The sequence below is a fragment of the Cohnella ginsengisoli genome, assembly GCF_029525555.1.
GTDB classification, from domain to species: domain Bacteria; phylum Bacillota; class Bacilli; order Paenibacillales; family Paenibacillaceae; genus Cohnella; species Cohnella ginsengisoli.
This window is the reverse complement of sequence record NZ_JAPDHZ010000002.1, coordinates 863,237-880,220: the sequence shown is the minus strand read 5'-3', so window position 1 is coordinate 880,220 and position 16,984 is coordinate 863,237. Positions and strand designations below refer to the sequence as shown.

The following is a 16,984-nucleotide window of genomic DNA, read 5'->3' as shown; positions in this document are numbered from 1 at the left end:
GATAGAGACGATGACAAGTGAACTGCTGCTCAGCTATTATGCGGACGATTTCACCGGCTCGACGGACGTGATGGAGGCGCTGGCGCTGGGAGGCGTGCGAACGGTGCTGTTCCTTGCCCCGCCGTCCGCGGAGCTGCTCGCTACCCGGTTCCGCGGCATTCGCGCGTTCGGCATCGCCGGCGTCAGCCGCTCGATGAGCCCGGCGGAGATGGAGGCGGAGCTGGGGCCGGTGTTCGCCTATTTGCGCGCCTCCGGCACGCCCGTCGTTCATTACAAAATGTGCTCGACGTTCGATTCGTCGCCCGATATCGGCAGCATCGGCAAGGCGGCCGAGCTGGGACGCGCCGCGTTCGGCGACGCGCATCCGATCCCGCTGCTCGTTGGCGCGCCGGCGCTTGGCCGGTACACGGTGTTCGGGAATCATTTCGCCAAGGGGGGCAATACGGTACACCGGCTCGACCGGCATCCGACGATGTCCCGCCACCCGGTTACGCCGATGGACGAAGCGGACCTGCGGCTGCATCTGGCGAAGCAGACGAAGCTGACCGTCGGGCTGATGGACATTCTGGCCCTGGACGGCGACGAAGCGTCGGCGGCGGAGCGGCTGAAGCGGCTGCTGGCGGAGGAACCGGAGCTGGTGCTGTTCGACGTGCTGGACGAGGAGCGGCTGGAGCGAGCAGGAGCGCTGATCTGGCAGGAGGCGGCGGAGCGGGGCAGCCGGTTCGTCATCGGTTCGTCGGGCGTCGAATATGCGCTCTGCGCCCATTGGCGACGGACGGGTCTGACGGAGCCGGACGTCGCTCTGTTCGAGGCGCGGGGGCCCGTGAAGCAGCTGTTTGCCGTATCGGGCAGCTGCTCGCCCGTGACCGAGGCGCAGATCGGTTATGCGCTCGCGAACGGGTTCCGGGGCATTCCGGTCGACGTGGAGCGGCTGGTCGTGCCTGACGAGGCGGAGGCATACCGCGGCAAGCTGCGGGAAGAGGCGCTGGCCGTGCTCGGCGATGGCAGCAGTCCGCTGCTCTACACCGCGCTGGGGCCGGAGAACCTGCAGACGGAGCGGCTCAGAAGCAGCATGGCGCGCGCCGGGCACGCGTCGCTCGACACCGGCCGGCTGCTCGGCGAGCAGCTGGGCAAGCTGACCCGGGAGGTCGTCGGTACGGCTGGTCTGCAGCGATTTCTGGTGGCAGGCGGGGACACGTCGGGCTATGTGACGCGGGAGCTCGGCATCTACGGGCTGGAATGCCTCATGCCGATCGCCCCCGGCGGACCGCTCTGTCTGAGCCACGCGGAAAATCCGGCGTTCGACGGCAAGGAGCTGGCGCTGAAGGGCGGCCAAGTGGGCGTAGACGATTATTTCGTGCGCGTGCGGGACGGAAGGTAAAGCGGGCGCAGCTGGAAAGCGCATGGTGAATGGCGCTGCAGTGCAGGTGGATCAGCGACAACTAGCAGTTAACGGCGTAAAGGCGTTTGTTGGGCTGAACAGCCTATGCGGCGGGCGAATGACGACGGGAGGCAGGTAGCCGGCATGACGGAGCTGGATAAACGAAGCGAATCGAGGGGACGGGGAGAGGCGCAACAATCCGTTGGAGCGCCGAAGCCGCAGCAACCGGCCGAAACCTTGCTGCAGGCGGGACCGGTGGAGGCTTTGTTCGCCGACGGAGGCCTGCGGTATATCAAGCTAGACGGGGACGAGATCGTAAGAGGCGTGTATGCGGCCGTTCGGGACAAAAACTGGGGCACGGTGCCGCCCGCGTTCACTGACCTTCAGGTGGAGCGGGACGGCGCGTCGTTCCGCGTCCGCTTTACGGCGGAGCATGTCAACGACGAGATCGATTTTGTCTGGGACGGCCGGATCGAAGGCACGCCGGACGGAACGGTGACGTTTGCCATGGACGGACGCGCGCGCCGCGCTTTCCTGCGCAACCGGATCGGCTTCTGCGTGTTGCATCCGGTCACGTTGGCGGGCGAGCCCGTCACGCTCGAATCGCCGGAGGGCATGCGGACAAGCCGGTTTCCGGAGCTGATCTCGCCGGACAGTCCGTTCATCGGCTTCACGGGCATGCGGCATGGCACGGCCTGTGGAGAGCTGGAGCTGCGGTTCGAAGGCGACCGGTTCGAGACCGAGGATCAGCGCAATTGGACGGACGCGTCGTTCAAAACATTCTGCACCCCGCTCGCCATCCCGTATCCCGTTCTGGTGGAAGACGGCGAGATCGTGCGGCAGCGGGTAACGCTGCGGTTGGCCGGAACGGCCGAACAGTCAAAGAAGCAAGCGGAGAACGGCAGCGCGAAGGCGACGGTCGTCACCGTCGGCCCCGACGGGGTCGGCAGACTGCCGAAGCCGGGCGTCGGCTATGCGCCGGTACGGCCAGATCGGACGGAACGGGAGCTGGAGCTGCTGGCGGCGCTTCGTCCGGCGCATCTTCATGTTCCGCTAAAGCTGGGGGGGAGCCCGGTTGGCGGGAGTTGCTGACCGGCGCCGCGGAGAGCGCGAACTTCTGCGGGGCGGAGCTGCTGATCGAGGCGATCGCGGACGCCCGCGAAGGCAGCGATCGGACGGGGCAGCTGGAGGCGCTTGCCGAAGCGTTGAAGCCTTACGCCGTCACTGTTTGCGGCGTTACCGTATACCCCGAGGGCGAGTTCGGCACGACCCTCGCTTTGAACCGGCAGCTGGCGTCCGCATTGGCAGCGGCAGGCGTGCGGCTGCCGATCGGCGGCGGAACGCGCGGAAATTTCGCCGAATTCAACCGGGCGGAGCTTCCGCTCGAGGACATGGATTACGCCGTCTACGCGATTAATCCGCAGATTCACGCGTTCGACGACGCGTCGATTATCGAGACGTTGGAGGCGCAGCCGGCGACCGTGCGGACAGCCAAAGCGCGGGCGGGCTCGCTTCCGCTGCACGTCGGGCCGGTCACGTTCAAGCCGCGGGTGAATCCGTACGCGGCGAATGAAGTCGAAGCCGCCAAGGCGGAGCGGCGCGAGGGCTGGGAGGACGCCCGGCTGCGGACGCCGTTCGGTGCGGTTTGGACGCTCGGCTGCCTCGCGCAGTTGGGCCGGGCAGGCGCGGACCGCGTCACGCTCCACGAGGATGCCGGCGCCCTCGGCCTCATGCCGGAAGGCGGCGCCTCGGTGCATCCCGTCTACGAGCTGCTGAAGCTCGCTGAAGAGTGGGCGGGGGCCGAGCTGCTCGATGTGCGCGTCGACCGTCCGCTCGCCGCCGGCGCGCTGGCGTTGCGGCTGAACGGCCGCAGAAGGCTGATCGCGGCCAATTATACGGGCGCGGAGCTGAAGGTCCATGTAGCGGGAGGGGGAGCGGATGCGCCGGTCCGGAAGCTGACATTGGCGCCTTACGGCTTCGCCTGTCTGGACGGCGTCGACGGCGGGACCAGTCCCCTTGCTGACTGGAATTAAGCTATTAAATGACTTCAAAAGATACGATAAGAGGGGGGAAGCGAGATGGAAACTCGGACGATAGCGCTGATCGGCGCGGGGGGCAAGATGGGCTGCCGCATCGCGGACAACTTAAGGAAAGGAAGCCATCGGATCCGCTGCGTGGAGATCGGCGAGCGGGGCGTCGCGCGTCTCGCGGAGCGCGGACTCGCCGCGACGGCGCAGGATGAAGCGGTGGCGGGTGCCGACATCGTCATTCTCGCCGTGCCGGACGTGGCGATCGGAAGGATATCCGCGGGCGTCGTGCCGCAGATGCGAAGCGGCGCCATGCTGATCGTACTCGACCCGGCCGCCGCCTATCTGGACCAGCTGCCCAAGCGGGACGACGTCACGTATTTCGTGACTCACCCCTGCCACCCGCCGGTCTTCAACGACGAGACGACGGGGGGAAGCCAAGCGCGATCTGTTCGGCGGCGTGGCGGCGAAACAAGCGATTGTCTGCGCGCTGATGCAGGGGCCGGAAGCGGATTATGAAGCAGGCGAGCGCATCGCGAGGGAGATGTACGCGCCGGTCATGCGCGCCCACCGGATTACGGTGGAGCAGATGGCGGTGCTGGAGCCTGCGATGGCGGAGACGGTCGGCGCGATGATGGCGACCGTGCTCGGCGAAGCCATGGAGGAGGCTGTCTCGCGCGGCGTGCCGTACGAGGCGGCGAAGGATTTCATGCTGGGGCACATCAACATCGAGCTCGCCATCGTGTTCGAAAAGGTCAACCCGTTCTCGGACGCATGCCTCGTGGCGATCGAGTACGGACGCAAGGCGATGATCAAGGAAGGCTGGCGAGAGCTGTTCCGGCCGGAAAGCATTCGCGAGCAGATCGATATCATGCTGCATCCCGAAAAGCTGCAAGCGCTGAAAGCGGAGGGATAAGGACGGATGAATGCGTGGAAGGTCGGACTGGTCGGCACCGGCTACTGGTCGGAGAAGCATCTGAGGGCGTGGAGCCGGATTCCCGGTGTCCAAGTGACCGCGTTGTGCAACCGGAGCCGGGAGAAAATGGAGCGGCGCGCCGCCGAATTCGGCGTGTCGGCGGACGCGTTGTACACGTCGCTTGACGAGATGCTGGCTTCGGCCGACATCGATATCGTCGACATCGTGACCGGGCCGGAAACCCATCTGGCGTACGCGTCCAAAGCCGCCGCCGCGGGCAAGCACATCATGTGCCAGAAGCCGTTCGCGCCGTCGCTTGAGGAGGCGGAAGCGATCGTGGCCGCCGCTGAGGAAGGGGGCGTTCGGCTGATGGTGACGGAAAACTGGCGGTGGCTGCAGCCGTTCCGGACGATCAAGCGCGTGCTGGACGAGGGGCGGATCGGAACGGTCCGCATGGCGCGCTACGTGCACACCGACTACTACACGCCGCGCATGGCGCCGGGCGTTGCGATTCCGCAGCCTTTTTTCCGGGAGATGCCAAAGCTGCTCTTTTATGAGATGGGCGTACATTGGTTTGATACTTGGCGGTTTCTGTTCGGTACGCCCGACCGGCTGTACGCGGAAGTGCAGCGCATCAGTCCGTACATTGAAGGCGAAGACAGCGGGATCGTCGTGCTGGGGGCAGAAGGCTTCTTCGGATTGCTCGACGCCAGCTGGGCAACCCGGCAGAAGCTCGAACGGCCGCTCGGCGAAACGGTAGGCCCCGTTCACCTTGAACAGCTTGCGATCGACGGCGAACGCGGCACGCTGAAGTACGACACGTCCGGCCGTATCGCGGTCGTCTCCGCCGACGGGTCCGGGGAGGAAACGATTTTGGAGACGTCGGAACTCGATCACGAGGAAAGCCATTTCCGCCTGCAGTCGCATTTCATCGATTGTTTGAACACCGGCGAACCGTTCGAGACGAGCGGGGCGGACAATCTGATCACGCTGCGGATGGCTTTCGGCGTCTATGAGAGTGCGGCCAGCCGGATGCCGGTTGCCATTCCGACATTTCATGGGAAATAAGGACGACTTGGACGACAGAGACAAACAAAACGACGATCGGGGAACCATGCCGACACACGAGAGAGAATAACAAGCGCTGAGCGTTCGAACCGTCTGCGCATGACCGGCCGGCCGCGGGCGAACGCGGCCGGCCTTTTGGCATGCCGTGAAGGAGGAGACGGATAGGCGGACGCGGCGATGCGGTTGTCGTAGAATCGGAAGCCCCCCTTACTCTTCGCGCCATGTTTTTGTCTAATGACAGAGAGAGGGAAGCAGCGATAGAAGCTTTTGGACGAGGGGGGCGCATGGTAGAGCCTTTATTTACAGATGATTACAAAAGTGATATCATAGTAATATATATATAATATTGTGAAGGGGGAGATTCCCGGTGGCTGAAAAAAGCGCTTGGCATATGAACGGATTTTTGGCGCTACTATTGAGCCTGGCCTCGCTGGCCGGGGGGGATTGCATTGCTGGCCGTAGGCGGCGACAAGCCCGAACCGGACGGCGGGCTCATCGTATTGGGGATCGTACTGTTCGTGCTGGCCATGATCATGATGAGCTCGCTGACGATCGTTCAGCCGAACCAAGCGAAGGTAATCACGTTTTTCGGCAGCTATATCGGGACGGTATCGCGCAGCGGGCTCTGGATCGTGCTGCCTTTTACCGTAAAAAAGAGAGTATCGCGAAAGGTTCGCAACTTCACGAGCAACACGCTGAAGGTGAACGATGCCGAGGGCAATCCGATCGAGATCGGGGCCGTCGTCGTATTCCGCGTATCGGATACGGCTAAAGCGGTGTTCGATGTGGACGATTACGAGCGGTTCGTCGAACTGACCAGCGAGACGTCGATCCGACATACGGCGGCGAAGTACGCATACGACACGTTTACCGACGAGCCCAGCCAGTCGCTGCGCGGCAACTCGGACGAGGTGGCGTCGGAGCTGTCGGCGGAGCTGCAGAACAGGCTTCATGTCGCGGGCATCGAAGTGCTCGAGACCCGGCTGACCCATTTGGCTTATGCGCCCGAGATCGCCAGCGCCATGCTGCAGCGCCAGCAAGCGATCGCGATTATCGCGGCCCGGGCGAAGATCGTAGAAGGCGCCGTATTCATGGTGGACGCCGCGCTGCGGCAGCTTGTGGAAAACGGCATCGAGCTCGATGCGGAGCGTCGCGCGGCAATGATCAACAATCTGATGGTCGCGGTCGTGTCCGACCGTGCGGCGACGCCGCTCATCAACACGGGCACGCTGTACGGCTAAGGATGTCCGGCGATGTCATCCAAACCGAAGAAGGCTTACCCCCTTCGACTCGATCCCGAGATTTATGCGGCGCTCGAACGATGGGCGGCGGATGAATTCAGAAGCGTCAACGCGCATATGGAATACCTGCTGCGGGAAGCGCTGCGCAAGGCGGGCCGGCTGAAGGGCCGGCCCGCACCGCCCGGGGAAGCGGACGAATAACGACGAACAAGGCTGCCGGCGATCGCCGGTACGATCGAGAGGCGAATCGGGACTTCACGTTCCGGTTCGCCTATGTTTTTTTGCCGAAGGGATGTCAAACGCCCAGCTCCTGCATAGGATGTAAGGATTGCGCGGGGGCGGCAGCCTGCACGCGAGAGTTCAGCCACCGGGAGGGAACCGAGTGAAGATCCATATCGCCAAAAGCGGTGACACGCTGTACAACTTGGCTAAGAAATACGGCTTGTCTCTTGACGAGCTGATCGCTGCCAATACGGACATCGCGAATCCGGACGAGATCGAGGTAGGCGCCAAGATACGCATTCCGAAGCCGGGTCAAAAGCAGTACGAGATCGCCCAGGATTATACGATCCAGCAGGGCGATACGATGTGGAAACTGTCTAAAACGTACCAAGTGCCGCTCGCGGACCTGATCGCGGCCAATCCGCAGATCGTCAATCCGAGCGCGCTCCTGACCGGTCAAGTCGTCCATATTCCGAAGCTGCCCGCAGAAGGCTCGGGTACGTCCGAAGAAATGCATCATCACCATCATCATCATGGCATGCCGGAAGCGGGAACCATGCAGGCCGCAGAAGAGAAGCCCAGCACGGCGGTCATGCCAGGCGCTGCCGAAAAGCCGAACACGGCGGTCATGCCGGCCGCGACCGAGAAACCGAGCACCGCGGTCATGCCGGCCGTAACGGAGAAGCCCAGCACGGCAGTCATGCCGGCCCCGATTGAGAAGCCGAGCACGGCGCCGATCCCGCAGCCGCCCCAAGTGATGGCGCCGATCGAGGTTCAGATGCCGGCGCCGATGCCGCCTGCTCCGCCGATGCCGCCCGTTCACGAGCATTATCCTGTCTATTTGACGACTTACCAGCAGTCGACGGACCTGTTCTTGCAAATGCCTCAGCCTGCCGTAGAGGCATCCGCGGCGCCGGCCGTCTCCCCTGCAGCGAGCCATGGTTACGGCTACGGTCACATGCAGAGCGGTTCCGTTAGTCCGGCGACGGCCATGCCGTATGGTTTCGGCGATGTGAGTCCGGCCGCTGCCAAGCCAAATCATTACGGCGCCGTCAGTCCGGCGACCGCCATGCCGGCTAATTACGGCGCCGTCAGTCCCGCGACCGTCATGCCGGCTAACTACGGCGCCGTCAGTCCGGCGACCGTCATGCCGACTAGTTACGGCGCGGTAAGTCCCGCAGCTGTCCAAAGTTATAATAGTTACGGCACTGCAGTATCCCCAGCTAGCATGCAGCCCTATGCCGGCGTGCCATGCGCGGAGGGCATCGGCCCGCTCGTCGGAGGCATCCCCGCTTACCCGGGACAGATTGGCGGTCTCGAAGGCGGCATCCCCGGTCATTTGGGCGGCCTCGAAGGCGGCATTCCCGGTCATCTGGGCGGCCTCGAAGGCGGTATCCCGGGGCATCTTGGCGGTCTCGAGGGAGGTATCCCGGGGCATCTTGGCGGTCTCGAGGGAGGTATCCCGGGGGGATCTTGGCGGTCTCGAGGGAGGTATCCCGGGGCATCTGGGCGGTCTCGAGGGCGGCATCCCGGGGCATCTGGGCGGACTTGAAGGCGGCATTCCCGGTCATCTGGGCGGCCTCGGCGGCCTGCAAACCGGATGGGGCCAGCCGTGCCATCCGTGTGCGGGAACGCCGGTTTCCCCGGCTGCCGCGGTAACGCCGGTACAAATGCCCGGCTACGGCTTTCCAAGCGGCGTGATGCCGGCACAGACGTCCGTCTCTCCCGTTTCGACGGGGTTTGCGCCGAATGCCGTCTCTCCTGCGTCGACGGGCTACGGCCCGAATTCCTTCTCGCCTAACGCCTTATCGCCGGCTGCCGTCGGTCCCGCCTCGGGCTCATACGGCTATGGCTACGATCCGCGCTTTCCGCTGACGGCGAGCTACGGCGCGCAGCCGTTCGCATCCGAGTATAACCTCCCGTACCGCGACGGCTTCGGCTTCGCGCAGTACCCGCTGGCCGGCAGTGGCGCGGACGCGGCCAACAAGGACTTGGCGTTCGCGAAGGCGGAAAACGCTTCGGAGCGTTTTTCGGATGACGATCGCTACGACGAAGAGGAGGAAGCGTCAGCGGAAGCCAAGCCGAAGATCGGCGTCGCCAAGACGGCCCGTTCTGCGGCGCAGCGTCAAGGAGCAGCGGGGTCCGGCGCGGGATCGGCGAAGCGCGTGGCGTCGTCCTCGGCGGGCAAAAGCCAGGCGCGCGTCGCCTCCGCACCGAAGAACAGGAAGAGTCTTCCCTGGATCAAATGGTAAGCTTTGATGCATAACCCGACGTGCCCGGGATCACAATAGGTTTAAAACGGAAAAGAAGGGATCCCGGTGCTCGGAAATCGGATTCGCCATTGGAAGAAGCGGTTAAAGCGCAACAAGCGTCTGGCATGGTCCCTCGGCCTATGGGCTGCCGCCGTATTGACCGCGGCAGCGGCCCTGGCCGCGGTCAAGCCGCGTTTCGAGCGCGCGGATAGCCCCTCCGGCGCCATGACGGGAGCCGAGGCCGTGTGGCTCGACAAGCGCTCATCGCTCCTGTCGTTCGAGGGCCCCGACTCCGAGCGGGGGCGGGCGATCGCCGCGCTCGCCGGCCTCGAAGGCAAAGTAGAGGTCGTGCTGCAGCGCATGTACGTGTGCGGAGAGGAGATCAGGCGGCTCGGATCGTTCTCCTCGGCGGAAGCGATGGACCTGCTCAAAGCCCATCGCGAGTGGACGGCGACGCTACAGGACGCGGACAGGCTCGTCATGCGCGAGGCGGTCGACGATCTGTCGGCGTCCTGCAAGGCATCGGCAAGATTCGGCCTGGACAGCGGCGGCAACCTCTCGCTCTTCGACGGACCCGTGAAAAAGGACAAGGTCATCCGGACTTTTTTTCACATGGACGTCAAGGCGCTGGAGAGCGGATTGTCGCCCGAGGAATTGCGACGGCTGCGGGAAGGCATGCCGGTGGGCGATGGCATCGACGATTATCATCGAGTCGTGAGCCGCCTCGCCGAGTACGCCGACAAATCCGGGGACCCCGCAAGCGCCGCCGAATAGTCGTCGTCCGACTGCCGGCGAGCGGCAGCCACGAAGCGCCGGAGCTTTCGCTCGGGCGTTTTTTCATGCGCGGTTATGCTGTTCGGCTTTCTGTTCTCATACCCGTCCGCAAATGGTATAATCAAGTCGTCTGTCAGTAGAAACAGGAAGCGGGGACCCTCATGAGAGTATTGGGTATCGACCCCGGCATCGCCATCATGGGATTCGGATTCATCGACAAGATCGGACATCGTCTCGTGCCGGTGCAGTACGGGAGCATTCAGACGACGCCGGACACGGCGCAGGAAGTCAGGCTTCAGCAAATCTACGAATCTTCCTGCAAGCTGCTGGACGAATACAAGCCGGAGACCGTTGCGGTCGAAAAGCTGTTTTTCAACAAAAACGTAACGAACGCGTTTAGCGTCGGCCAAGCGAGAGGCGTGCTGATGCTCGCCGCCGCGCAGCGCGGCATTCCGATCGGCGAGTATACCCCGATGCAGGTCAAGCAGTCGGTCGTCGGCTACGGCGGCGCGGAGAAGAAGCAGGTCCAGGAGATGGTGAAGCGCCTGCTCGGTCTCGCGAGCGCGCCGAAGCCGGACGACGTGGCGGACGCGCTGGCCGTGGCGATCTGCCATGCGCACGCGAGCGGCATGAGTCATTTGATGAACGGAGCGACGCGGCGGTGATCGATTACTTAAAAGGTTATGTTGCGCATATCGAACTCGAATACGTGGTCCTCGACGTGCGGGACGTGGGATACAGGGTGTTCACGCCCAATCCGTACGGCTTGGCGCGCAGCGAAGAGCCGGTGCAGCTGTTCATTCACCACCACGTCCGCGAGGACGCGATCCAGCTGTTCGGCTTCACGACCCGGGAGGAGCAGGGTCTCTTCCGCAAGCTGCTGGAGGTATCGGGCATCGGGCCCCGCGTGGCGCTCGGCGTACTGGCTGGCGGCAGGCCGGAGTCGGTCGTGGCGGCGATCCAGCAGGAGAATCTGACGTTTCTGACGAAGCTGCCGGGCATCGGGAAAAAGACGGCGCAGCGTATGGTGCTCGACTTAAAGGATAAGCTGGGCGCTTCATACGATACAGCGGGCCTAGGTCTGCCCGCTGCGGAGCGACTATCGCTGCCGGACGACGGTCACGCGTCGTGGGCGGCGGCGAGAGAGGCGCTCGCGGGTCTCGGCTACCGGGACGCGGAGCTGGACAAGGCCTGGACGGCGCTGAAAGACCGGATCAAGGCCGAGGATTCGCCCGACGTGCTTATGAAGCTCGCGCTTCAGCAGCTATTTACCGGCTAAAGAGCGGAAAGGGGGACGCATAGGTGGATGACCGCATCGTGACCGCTCATTTGATGATGGAGGACCGGCAGGCGGAGCTGAGCCTGCGTCCGCGGTATTTGAACGAATATATCGGCCAGTCGCAGGTCAAGGACAACATGAAAATCTACATCGAGGCCGCCAAGCTGAGGCAGGAGGCGCTCGACCACGTCCTGCTGTACGGTCCGCCGGGACTCGGCAAGACGACGCTATCGAACATTATCGCCAACGAGCTCGGCGTCAGTATCCGCACGACCAGCGGGCCGGCGATCGAACGCCCCGGCGATTTGGCCGCCATTTTAACGAATCTGCAGGAAAACGACGTCTTGTTCATCGACGAGATTCACAGGCTGCATCGCACGGTCGAAGAAGTGCTGTACCCCGCGATGGAGGACTTCGCGCTGGACTTCGTCATCGGCAAGGGGCCGAGCGCGAGGTCGGTCAGACTCGACTTGCCCAAGTTTACGCTGATCGGCGCGACGACGCGCGCGGGACTGCTGTCGGCGCCGCTCCGCGACCGGTTCGGGGTCGTCAGCCGTCTCGAGTTCTACACCGAGGACGAGCTAGCCTTTATCGTATCGCGGACGAGCGATCTGCTAGGCGTGGACATCATCGGCGAAGCGTCCCGGGAGATCGCGCGCAGGGCGCGGGGCACGCCCCGTATCGCGAACCGGCTGCTCAAGCGGGTGCGCGATTACGCGCAGGTGCGCGGGGACGGCATCATCACCGAGCAGCTCGCGCACGAGTCGCTGGAGCGGCTTCAGGTCGATCCGATGGGTCTCGACGCGATCGACCACAAGCTGCTTCACGCGATGATCTCCCGTTACAAAGGCGGTCCGGTCGGCGTGGACACGATCGCCGCGTCGATCGGGGAAGAGAGCCAGACGATCGAGGACGTGTACGAGCCGTACCTGCTTCAGATCGGCTTCCTGCAGCGCACCCCGCGCGGCCGCGTGGCGACGCCCGCCGCCTATCGGCATCTCGGGCTTCCGATGCCCGAGCAGCGGGCATGAGCGCGAAGGCGGGCGGAGACAGTCTACGCGTCCTGACCGTTTATTACGACGGCGAATGCAAGCTTTGCCTGACGGCCGTGGACCGTCTGCGCCGGTCGCGCACGAGATCCGAGCTTCGGTACGTGCCGCTTCAATCGGTGCCGGCCGGCAGCTTGGGAGACGTTCGCGGCGCGCTTGACGGAGAAGCGGGGCATCTGTCCCAGATCCTCGTGAAAGACGAATCCGCCGGCAAGGTGACCGGCGGCGCCGACGCGGTCATGCTTCTGCTAAGAGACATGCCGTACCTAGCTTGGCTTGGGAGGTTAGGCGCGCTGCCGGGACTGAGGCTGCTCAGCGCCGCCGTCTATCGGCTCGTTGCGAAGTACAGGTACCGGTTGTTCGGAAAAAGCGACGCCTGCGAGGACGGCTCCTGCAGGACGATCGCCAAAGACCAAGATAGACCACACGGAGGATCGACATGACAAAATTGAATCGCCGGGTCGCGCTGGGCGCATCCGCTGCGGTCCTGCTCGCTTGGGCGGGGGCGGGCGGATCGGCGGCGAATGCCGCACTCGTGCCGGATACGATACGCGTCGCCCTGTTTTTGGACCTGGGGTCCAAGTATCAATCTACGACGCCCGTCGCGACGCTCTTATCCGCTGGCGGACTCGGACTGACCTGGGTCGGCGGACAAGGGAAGGCGGACTATCCCGCGCCGGGCGGCGCCGTCCGGTTCGCGGTCGACGCTTATCGGGCGATGGTGCTAGAGACGGAGGATTTTTCCGCCGCGCAGACGGTCCTGAAGAAGATTCAGACTTCCTCCAAGGCAGGCTTCGTGACCAAGCTTACTGAAAAAGGAAAGACGGTCTATCAAGTGTCGGAGGGCGTCTATAGCACGGCGACCGCCGCGCAGTCCGCTTTATCGAAGTGGGCTGCCGCGGCCGGCGGGCAGACGTCGCTCGCCCAGCCGTACGTGGCGGGGCCGCTCGCCGTCGAGGCCGGCCCCTACGCGAGCGCGAGCGAAGCGTTGGCGGCAGTCGCGCAGCTGGGCAATGCAGGCTTCGACGCCTTCGTGGCCGTCAAGCCTTCGGCGGAAGGGGCGGCATACGCGGTGCGCATCGGACAAGCCGCCGGCCAGGCCGAGCTGACGAAGCTCCAGGCCGCCGTCGCCGCCGCCGGATTTTCCGCCCAGCTCCCCCGCAGCGGGCGGCGCCTATGCCGTCATCCGCGACGACGTGACGTACACGGGCTCCGCGACGAACTCCGCTCCGCTGTATGCCTTGCCGGCCGCTGGCGGCGCCGCTTTACAAGCGGACGTACAGACCGACGGCAACATCCAGGTCGTAGAGCGGAGCAAAAACAAATACCGCGGCAGCATGCAGATCAGCGTGTTGAACAACAATCTCGCCGTCGTCAACGTCGTCGGACTGGAGCCGTATTTGTACTCCGTCGTCGGCGCCGAAGTCGGCTCGAGCTGGCCGGCCGAGGCCCAGAAGGCGCAGGCCGTCGCCGCCAGGTCGTACGCGCTGGCGGGCGGCGTCACCTATCAGATCGCGGACGTCGTCGACAATACTTATAGCCAGGCCTACAACGGGCTCGGGTCGGAGAACGCGAACTCCACCGCGGGCGTGCAGGCGACGGCCGGCGAAGTGATGACGTACGGCGGCAAGATCATCACCGCCATGTTCGGCGCGAGCGCGGGCGGCATGACGGCCGATCCGCTCGAATATGCCGGCAACGCGATTCCTTATTATGCGGGGGCGGTTCAAAGTCCCGACGACGGCATTCAGAAGGGCAAGCTCGACTGGTACCGCGTCGCGCTCGATACGGGCACGGTCGGTTATATCCGCAGCGACCTGCTGGCCGACAAGGGACAAAAGAACGAAGCGGGCCTCCCTATGCTCACCGCGACCGGGGACAACGTGCAGGTCCGCCCTAGCCCGCGCGTCCAGACCGACGTCCAGCCGGTCGCCTCCGTCAATGCGGGCACGCTCGTGCTGTCGCTCGGCAAGACCCCGGAGTACACGAATAACAGCTGGGTCGAAGGACCGCTGGCCGCGGATAAGCTGCTCGCGACCATCAACGCGAAGCTGTCCGACAAAAACAAGATTCAAGGCCCGCTTCGCACGCTCGAGGTGTCCGAGACCGGCGCTTCCGGACGAGCGGTCCGACTCAAGGCGAACGGCACGACCGTTCAACTGTACGGCGACAGCTGGCGAAGCGCGCTCGGCGGCGTCAAGAGCACGCTGTTCAAGATCGACGAGACCGCGCGCGCGACGATCGCCGGCGCGAACGGCGCGAGCCGGGAGGTGCCGGACGGAGCCGGATCCCTGCAGGTGCTCGGCGGCGACGGCACCGTGCGCCCGCTCGATTCGGCGGGCGGCAACGCCATTGTCCTGAACGGATCGGGCCAGGTGCGCGCGATGACCGCAACGGCTCAATTCATCGTGAAGGGGACCGGCTACGGCCACGGGCTCGGTATGTCCCAGTGGGGCGCGCTCGGGCTGGCTAATCAAGGGTATGACTACAAGAAGATCCTGCAATACTACTATAAGGATATTAAGATCGAGAAGGATGGCGCTTCATGAACGTCGGCGATTACGATTTTGAACTTCCCGAGCGGCTGATCGCGCAGACGCCGCTGTCCGACCGGGCTTCGTCCCGCTTGCTGGTCCTGCACAAGGACAGCGGGCAGGTCGAACACCGTTCGTTCAAGGATCTCGCGGACTATCTCATGCCGGGAGACACGCTTGTCCTGAACGATACGAAGGTGATTCCGGCGAGATTGTTCGGGCGCAAGGCGGATACGGGCGCGAAGGCCGAAGTGCTGCTTCTCAAGGCGCTTGGCGACGATCGCTGGGAGGCGCTCGTGCGGCCGGGCAAGAAGCTCCACAAAGGCGCCGCGCTGCATTTCGGAGAGACGGAAGATTCGGTGAAACCGTTGCTGGCCGCCGTCGTAGAAGAAGAAGGCGAAATGGGCGCGAGAACGATCCGTTTTCGGTATGACGGCATTTTTAACGAAATTCTCGATCGGCTCGGCGAGATGCCACTTCCACCGTACATCAAAGAGCGTCTGGAAGACCGGGACCGCTATCAGACGGTCTATGCGCAGAACGAAGGCTCGGCCGCCGCGCCGACTGCGGGCCTCCATTTTACGGAGGACTTCCTGCGGGAGCTTCAGGGACGGGGCATCGCCGTATGCCGCGTGACGCTGCATGTGGGGCTCGGCACGTTCCGTCCGGTATCGGTGGACAACGTGCTCGAGCACAAGATGCACGAGGAATGGTACGGCGTGGACGCGGAAAACGCAGCGATGCTGAATCGGGCCAGGCAAGCGGGCACGCGGATCGTAGCGGTAGGTACGACTTCGGCGAGGACGCTCGAGACGCTCGGACAACGGTTCGGCGACCGGCCCATCGAGGCATGCAGCGGGTGGACGGGCATTTTCATTTATCCCGGCTACGAATTCCGACTCGTCTCCGCGTTGCTCACGAACTTCCATCTGCCCAAGTCGACGCTGGTGATGCTGGTCAGCGCGCTTGCGGGCCGCGAAGCCGTACTGGCGGCTTATCGCGAAGCGGTAGCCGCCGAGTACCGGTTTTTCAGCTTCGGCGATGCGATGTTCATTACGTAGACTTTCTTCGGCGCAATAGACAAGAAGGGACCGATCGAGTACAATGCCGGCAATTACTTACGAACTGATCAAGACCTGCGCCCAGACGGGCGCAAGGCTCGGACGCGTCCACACGCCGCACGGCGTCATCGATACGCCTACCTTCATGCCGGTCGGCACGCAAGCGACCGTCAAGGGCATCAGCCCCGAGGAGCTTAAAAGCTTGAACGCGCAGATCATCCTGAGCAATACGTACCATCTGTTCGTCAGGCCGGGCCACGAGCTCGTCCGCGCGGCGGGCGGACTGCACAAGATGATGAACTGGGACCGTCCGATCCTGACGGACAGCGGCGGCTTCCAGGTGTTCTCGCTGGCGCAGATGCGCAAGATTACCGAGGAGGGCGTCACGTTCCGCTCGCATCTGAACGGCGACAAGCTGTTCCTCTCGCCCGAAGTGGCGACCTCGGTACAGAACGCGCTGGGTCCGGATATCATGATGGCGTTCGACGAGTGTCCGCCGTATCCCGCCGAGTATGCCTACGTCAAGCAATCGACGGAGCGTACGAGCCGATGGGCCGAGCGATGCCTCAAGGCGCACGCCAGGCCGCACGACCAAGGGCTGTTCGCCATCGTGCAGGGCGGCATGCACAAGGACCTGCGCGCACAGAGCGCGGCGGATTTGACTTCCCTGGATTTTCCGGGATATGCTATTGGAGGCCTTAGCGTAGGGGAATCCAAGGAAATCATGTACGAGGTGCTCGATCATACGGTACCGCTGCTTCCTTCGAACAAGCCGCGCTACCTGATGGGCGTCGGCTCGCCGGACGCGCTCGTCGAGGGCAGCATCCGCGGCGTGGACATGTTCGACTGCGTGCTCCCGACCCGGATCGCCCGCAACGGCACGCTCATGACGAGCGAAGGCCGCGTCGTCGTCAAGAACGCGAAGTACGCGGAGGACTTCGGTCCGCTCGATCCGAAGTGCGACTGCTACGCATGCAGGAACTACTCCCGGGCGTACGTCAGGCATTTGATCCGCGCCGACGAGATGTTCGGGCTGCGGCTGACGACGATCCACAACCTGCATTTCTTGGTTAATCTCATGAGTCAGGTTCGCCAGGCGATTCGCGACGACCGTCTCGGCGATTTCCGTGACGAATTTTTCGAAGCCTACGGCATGGCGACCAACGAGAGCGGATTTTGA

The 16,984-nt window shown here is 63.9% G+C and carries 17 protein-coding genes and 2 pseudogenes; all 19 read left to right on the top strand.

Going from position 1 to position 16,984, the window contains the following annotated elements; translation table 11 throughout:
* Nucleotides 1-10 precede the first annotated feature (10 nt).
* Nucleotides 11-1,381: a four-carbon acid sugar kinase family protein gene (locus tag OMP38_RS04390; RefSeq protein WP_277564037.1), complete on the top strand. Its 1,371-nt coding sequence runs from the start codon at nucleotides 11-13 to the stop codon at nucleotides 1,379-1,381.
* A 144-nt stretch (nucleotides 1,382-1,525) separates the two neighbouring features.
* Complete coding sequence (locus OMP38_RS04385) at nucleotides 1,526-2,473, top strand: D-apionate lactonase family protein (protein ID WP_277564036.1); 948 nt, start codon at nucleotides 1,526-1,528, stop codon at nucleotides 2,471-2,473.
* Nucleotides 2,467-3,414 (top strand): D-apionate lactonase family protein, encoded by a 948-nt coding sequence (locus OMP38_RS04380; RefSeq protein ID WP_277564035.1) that lies wholly within the window; start codon nucleotides 2,467-2,469, stop codon nucleotides 3,412-3,414. The genes OMP38_RS04385 and OMP38_RS04380 overlap by 7 nt, the downstream gene beginning before the upstream one ends.
* Nucleotides 3,415-3,459: 45 nt before the next feature.
* Nucleotides 3,460-3,927, top strand: coding sequence for an NAD(P)-binding domain-containing protein (locus OMP38_RS04375; RefSeq protein ID WP_277564034.1), 468 nt, complete (start codon nucleotides 3,460-3,462; stop codon nucleotides 3,925-3,927).
* Nucleotides 3,869-4,324: a phosphogluconate dehydrogenase C-terminal domain-containing protein gene (locus tag OMP38_RS04370; protein ID WP_277564033.1), complete on the top strand. Its 456-nt coding sequence runs from the start codon at nucleotides 3,869-3,871 to the stop codon at nucleotides 4,322-4,324. The genes OMP38_RS04375 and OMP38_RS04370 overlap by 59 nt, the downstream gene beginning before the upstream one ends.
* 6 nt (nucleotides 4,325-4,330) lie before the next feature.
* The gene (locus tag OMP38_RS04365) at nucleotides 4,331-5,392 is read left to right on the top strand and encodes a Gfo/Idh/MocA family protein (protein WP_277564032.1); all 1,062 of its coding nucleotides are present in this window, start codon (nucleotides 4,331-4,333) and stop codon (nucleotides 5,390-5,392) included.
* A gap of 367 nt (nucleotides 5,393-5,759) precedes the next feature.
* Nucleotides 5,760-6,633, top strand: a pseudogene (locus OMP38_RS04360) (SPFH domain-containing protein).
* Nucleotides 6,634-6,645: 12 nt separating this feature from the next.
* Nucleotides 6,646-6,834, top strand: a complete 189-nt coding sequence (locus OMP38_RS04355; RefSeq protein WP_090115607.1) for a type II toxin-antitoxin system antitoxin — start codon at nucleotides 6,646-6,648, stop codon at nucleotides 6,832-6,834.
* A 181-nt stretch (nucleotides 6,835-7,015) separates the two neighbouring features.
* Nucleotides 7,016-8,407, top strand: coding sequence for a LysM peptidoglycan-binding domain-containing protein (locus tag OMP38_RS04350; protein ID WP_277564030.1), 1,392 nt, complete (start codon nucleotides 7,016-7,018; stop codon nucleotides 8,405-8,407).
* Nucleotides 8,295-9,107 carry a hypothetical protein gene (locus tag OMP38_RS04345; protein WP_277564029.1) on the top strand — a complete coding sequence of 271 codons (813 nt, stop codon included), beginning with the start codon at nucleotides 8,295-8,297 and terminating at the stop codon, nucleotides 9,105-9,107. Before OMP38_RS04350 ends, OMP38_RS04345 begins: the two co-directional genes overlap by 113 nt.
* Nucleotides 9,108-9,173: 66 nt before the next feature.
* On the top strand, nucleotides 9,174-9,881 hold the full coding sequence (locus tag OMP38_RS04340; protein WP_277564028.1) for a BofC C-terminal domain-containing protein: 708 nt from the start codon (nucleotides 9,174-9,176) through the stop codon (nucleotides 9,879-9,881).
* Between the two features lie 161 nt (nucleotides 9,882-10,042).
* A complete protein-coding gene (gene ruvC, locus OMP38_RS04335) occupies nucleotides 10,043-10,546 on the top strand; it encodes a crossover junction endodeoxyribonuclease RuvC (protein WP_277564027.1) in 504 nt (167 codons plus the stop codon).
* Nucleotides 10,543-11,160, top strand: coding sequence for a Holliday junction branch migration protein RuvA (gene ruvA / locus OMP38_RS04330; protein ID WP_277564026.1), 618 nt, complete (start codon nucleotides 10,543-10,545; stop codon nucleotides 11,158-11,160). The genes ruvC and ruvA overlap by 4 nt, the downstream gene beginning before the upstream one ends.
* Before the next feature lie 23 nt (nucleotides 11,161-11,183).
* Nucleotides 11,184-12,191 (top strand): Holliday junction branch migration DNA helicase RuvB, encoded by a 1,008-nt coding sequence (gene ruvB / locus OMP38_RS04325; protein ID WP_277564025.1) that lies wholly within the window; start codon nucleotides 11,184-11,186, stop codon nucleotides 12,189-12,191.
* A complete protein-coding gene (locus OMP38_RS04320; RefSeq protein WP_277564024.1) occupies nucleotides 12,188-12,652 on the top strand; it encodes a thiol-disulfide oxidoreductase DCC family protein in 465 nt (154 codons plus the stop codon). Before ruvB ends, OMP38_RS04320 begins: the two co-directional genes overlap by 4 nt.
* Nucleotides 12,649-13,350, top strand: a pseudogene (locus tag OMP38_RS34410) (SPOR domain-containing protein); the annotation flags it as partial. The gene OMP38_RS04320 and the pseudogene OMP38_RS34410, both read left to right, overlap by 4 nt.
* 208 nt (nucleotides 13,351-13,558) lie before the next feature.
* Nucleotides 13,559-14,758 (top strand): SpoIID/LytB domain-containing protein, encoded by a 1,200-nt coding sequence (locus OMP38_RS04310; RefSeq protein ID WP_277564023.1) that lies wholly within the window; start codon nucleotides 13,559-13,561, stop codon nucleotides 14,756-14,758.
* The gene (gene queA / locus OMP38_RS04305) at nucleotides 14,755-15,804 is read left to right on the top strand and encodes a tRNA preQ1(34) S-adenosylmethionine ribosyltransferase-isomerase QueA (protein WP_277564022.1); all 1,050 of its coding nucleotides are present in this window, start codon (nucleotides 14,755-14,757) and stop codon (nucleotides 15,802-15,804) included. The genes OMP38_RS04310 and queA overlap by 4 nt, the downstream gene beginning before the upstream one ends.
* A 43-nt stretch (nucleotides 15,805-15,847) precedes the next feature.
* Entirely contained in the window at nucleotides 15,848-16,984 is a 1,137-nt protein-coding gene (gene tgt / locus OMP38_RS04300) for a tRNA guanosine(34) transglycosylase Tgt (protein WP_277564021.1), read from the top strand.

Excerpts from the sequence above, each read along its gene's own strand:
- OMP38_RS04390 (WP_277564037.1), top strand. The coding sequence starts at position 11 with ATGACAAGTGAACTGCTGCTCAGCTATTATGCGGACGATTTCACCGGC.
- OMP38_RS04385 (WP_277564036.1), top strand. The coding sequence starts at position 1,526 with ATGACGGAGCTGGATAAACGAAGCGAATCGAGGGGACGGGGAGAGGCG.
- OMP38_RS04375 (WP_277564034.1), top strand. The coding sequence starts at position 3,460 with ATGGAAACTCGGACGATAGCGCTGATCGGCGCGGGGGGCAAGATGGGC.
- OMP38_RS04365 (WP_277564032.1), top strand. The coding sequence starts at position 4,331 with ATGAATGCGTGGAAGGTCGGACTGGTCGGCACCGGCTACTGGTCGGAG.
- OMP38_RS04355 (WP_090115607.1), top strand. The coding sequence starts at position 6,646 with ATGTCATCCAAACCGAAGAAGGCTTACCCCCTTCGACTCGATCCCGAG.
- ruvC (WP_277564027.1), top strand. The coding sequence starts at position 10,043 with ATGAGAGTATTGGGTATCGACCCCGGCATCGCCATCATGGGATTCGGA.
- OMP38_RS04320 (WP_277564024.1), top strand. The coding sequence starts at position 12,188 with ATGAGCGCGAAGGCGGGCGGAGACAGTCTACGCGTCCTGACCGTTTAT.
- queA (WP_277564022.1), top strand. The coding sequence starts at position 14,755 with ATGAACGTCGGCGATTACGATTTTGAACTTCCCGAGCGGCTGATCGCG.
- tgt (WP_277564021.1), top strand. The coding sequence starts at position 15,848 with ATGCCGGCAATTACTTACGAACTGATCAAGACCTGCGCCCAGACGGGC.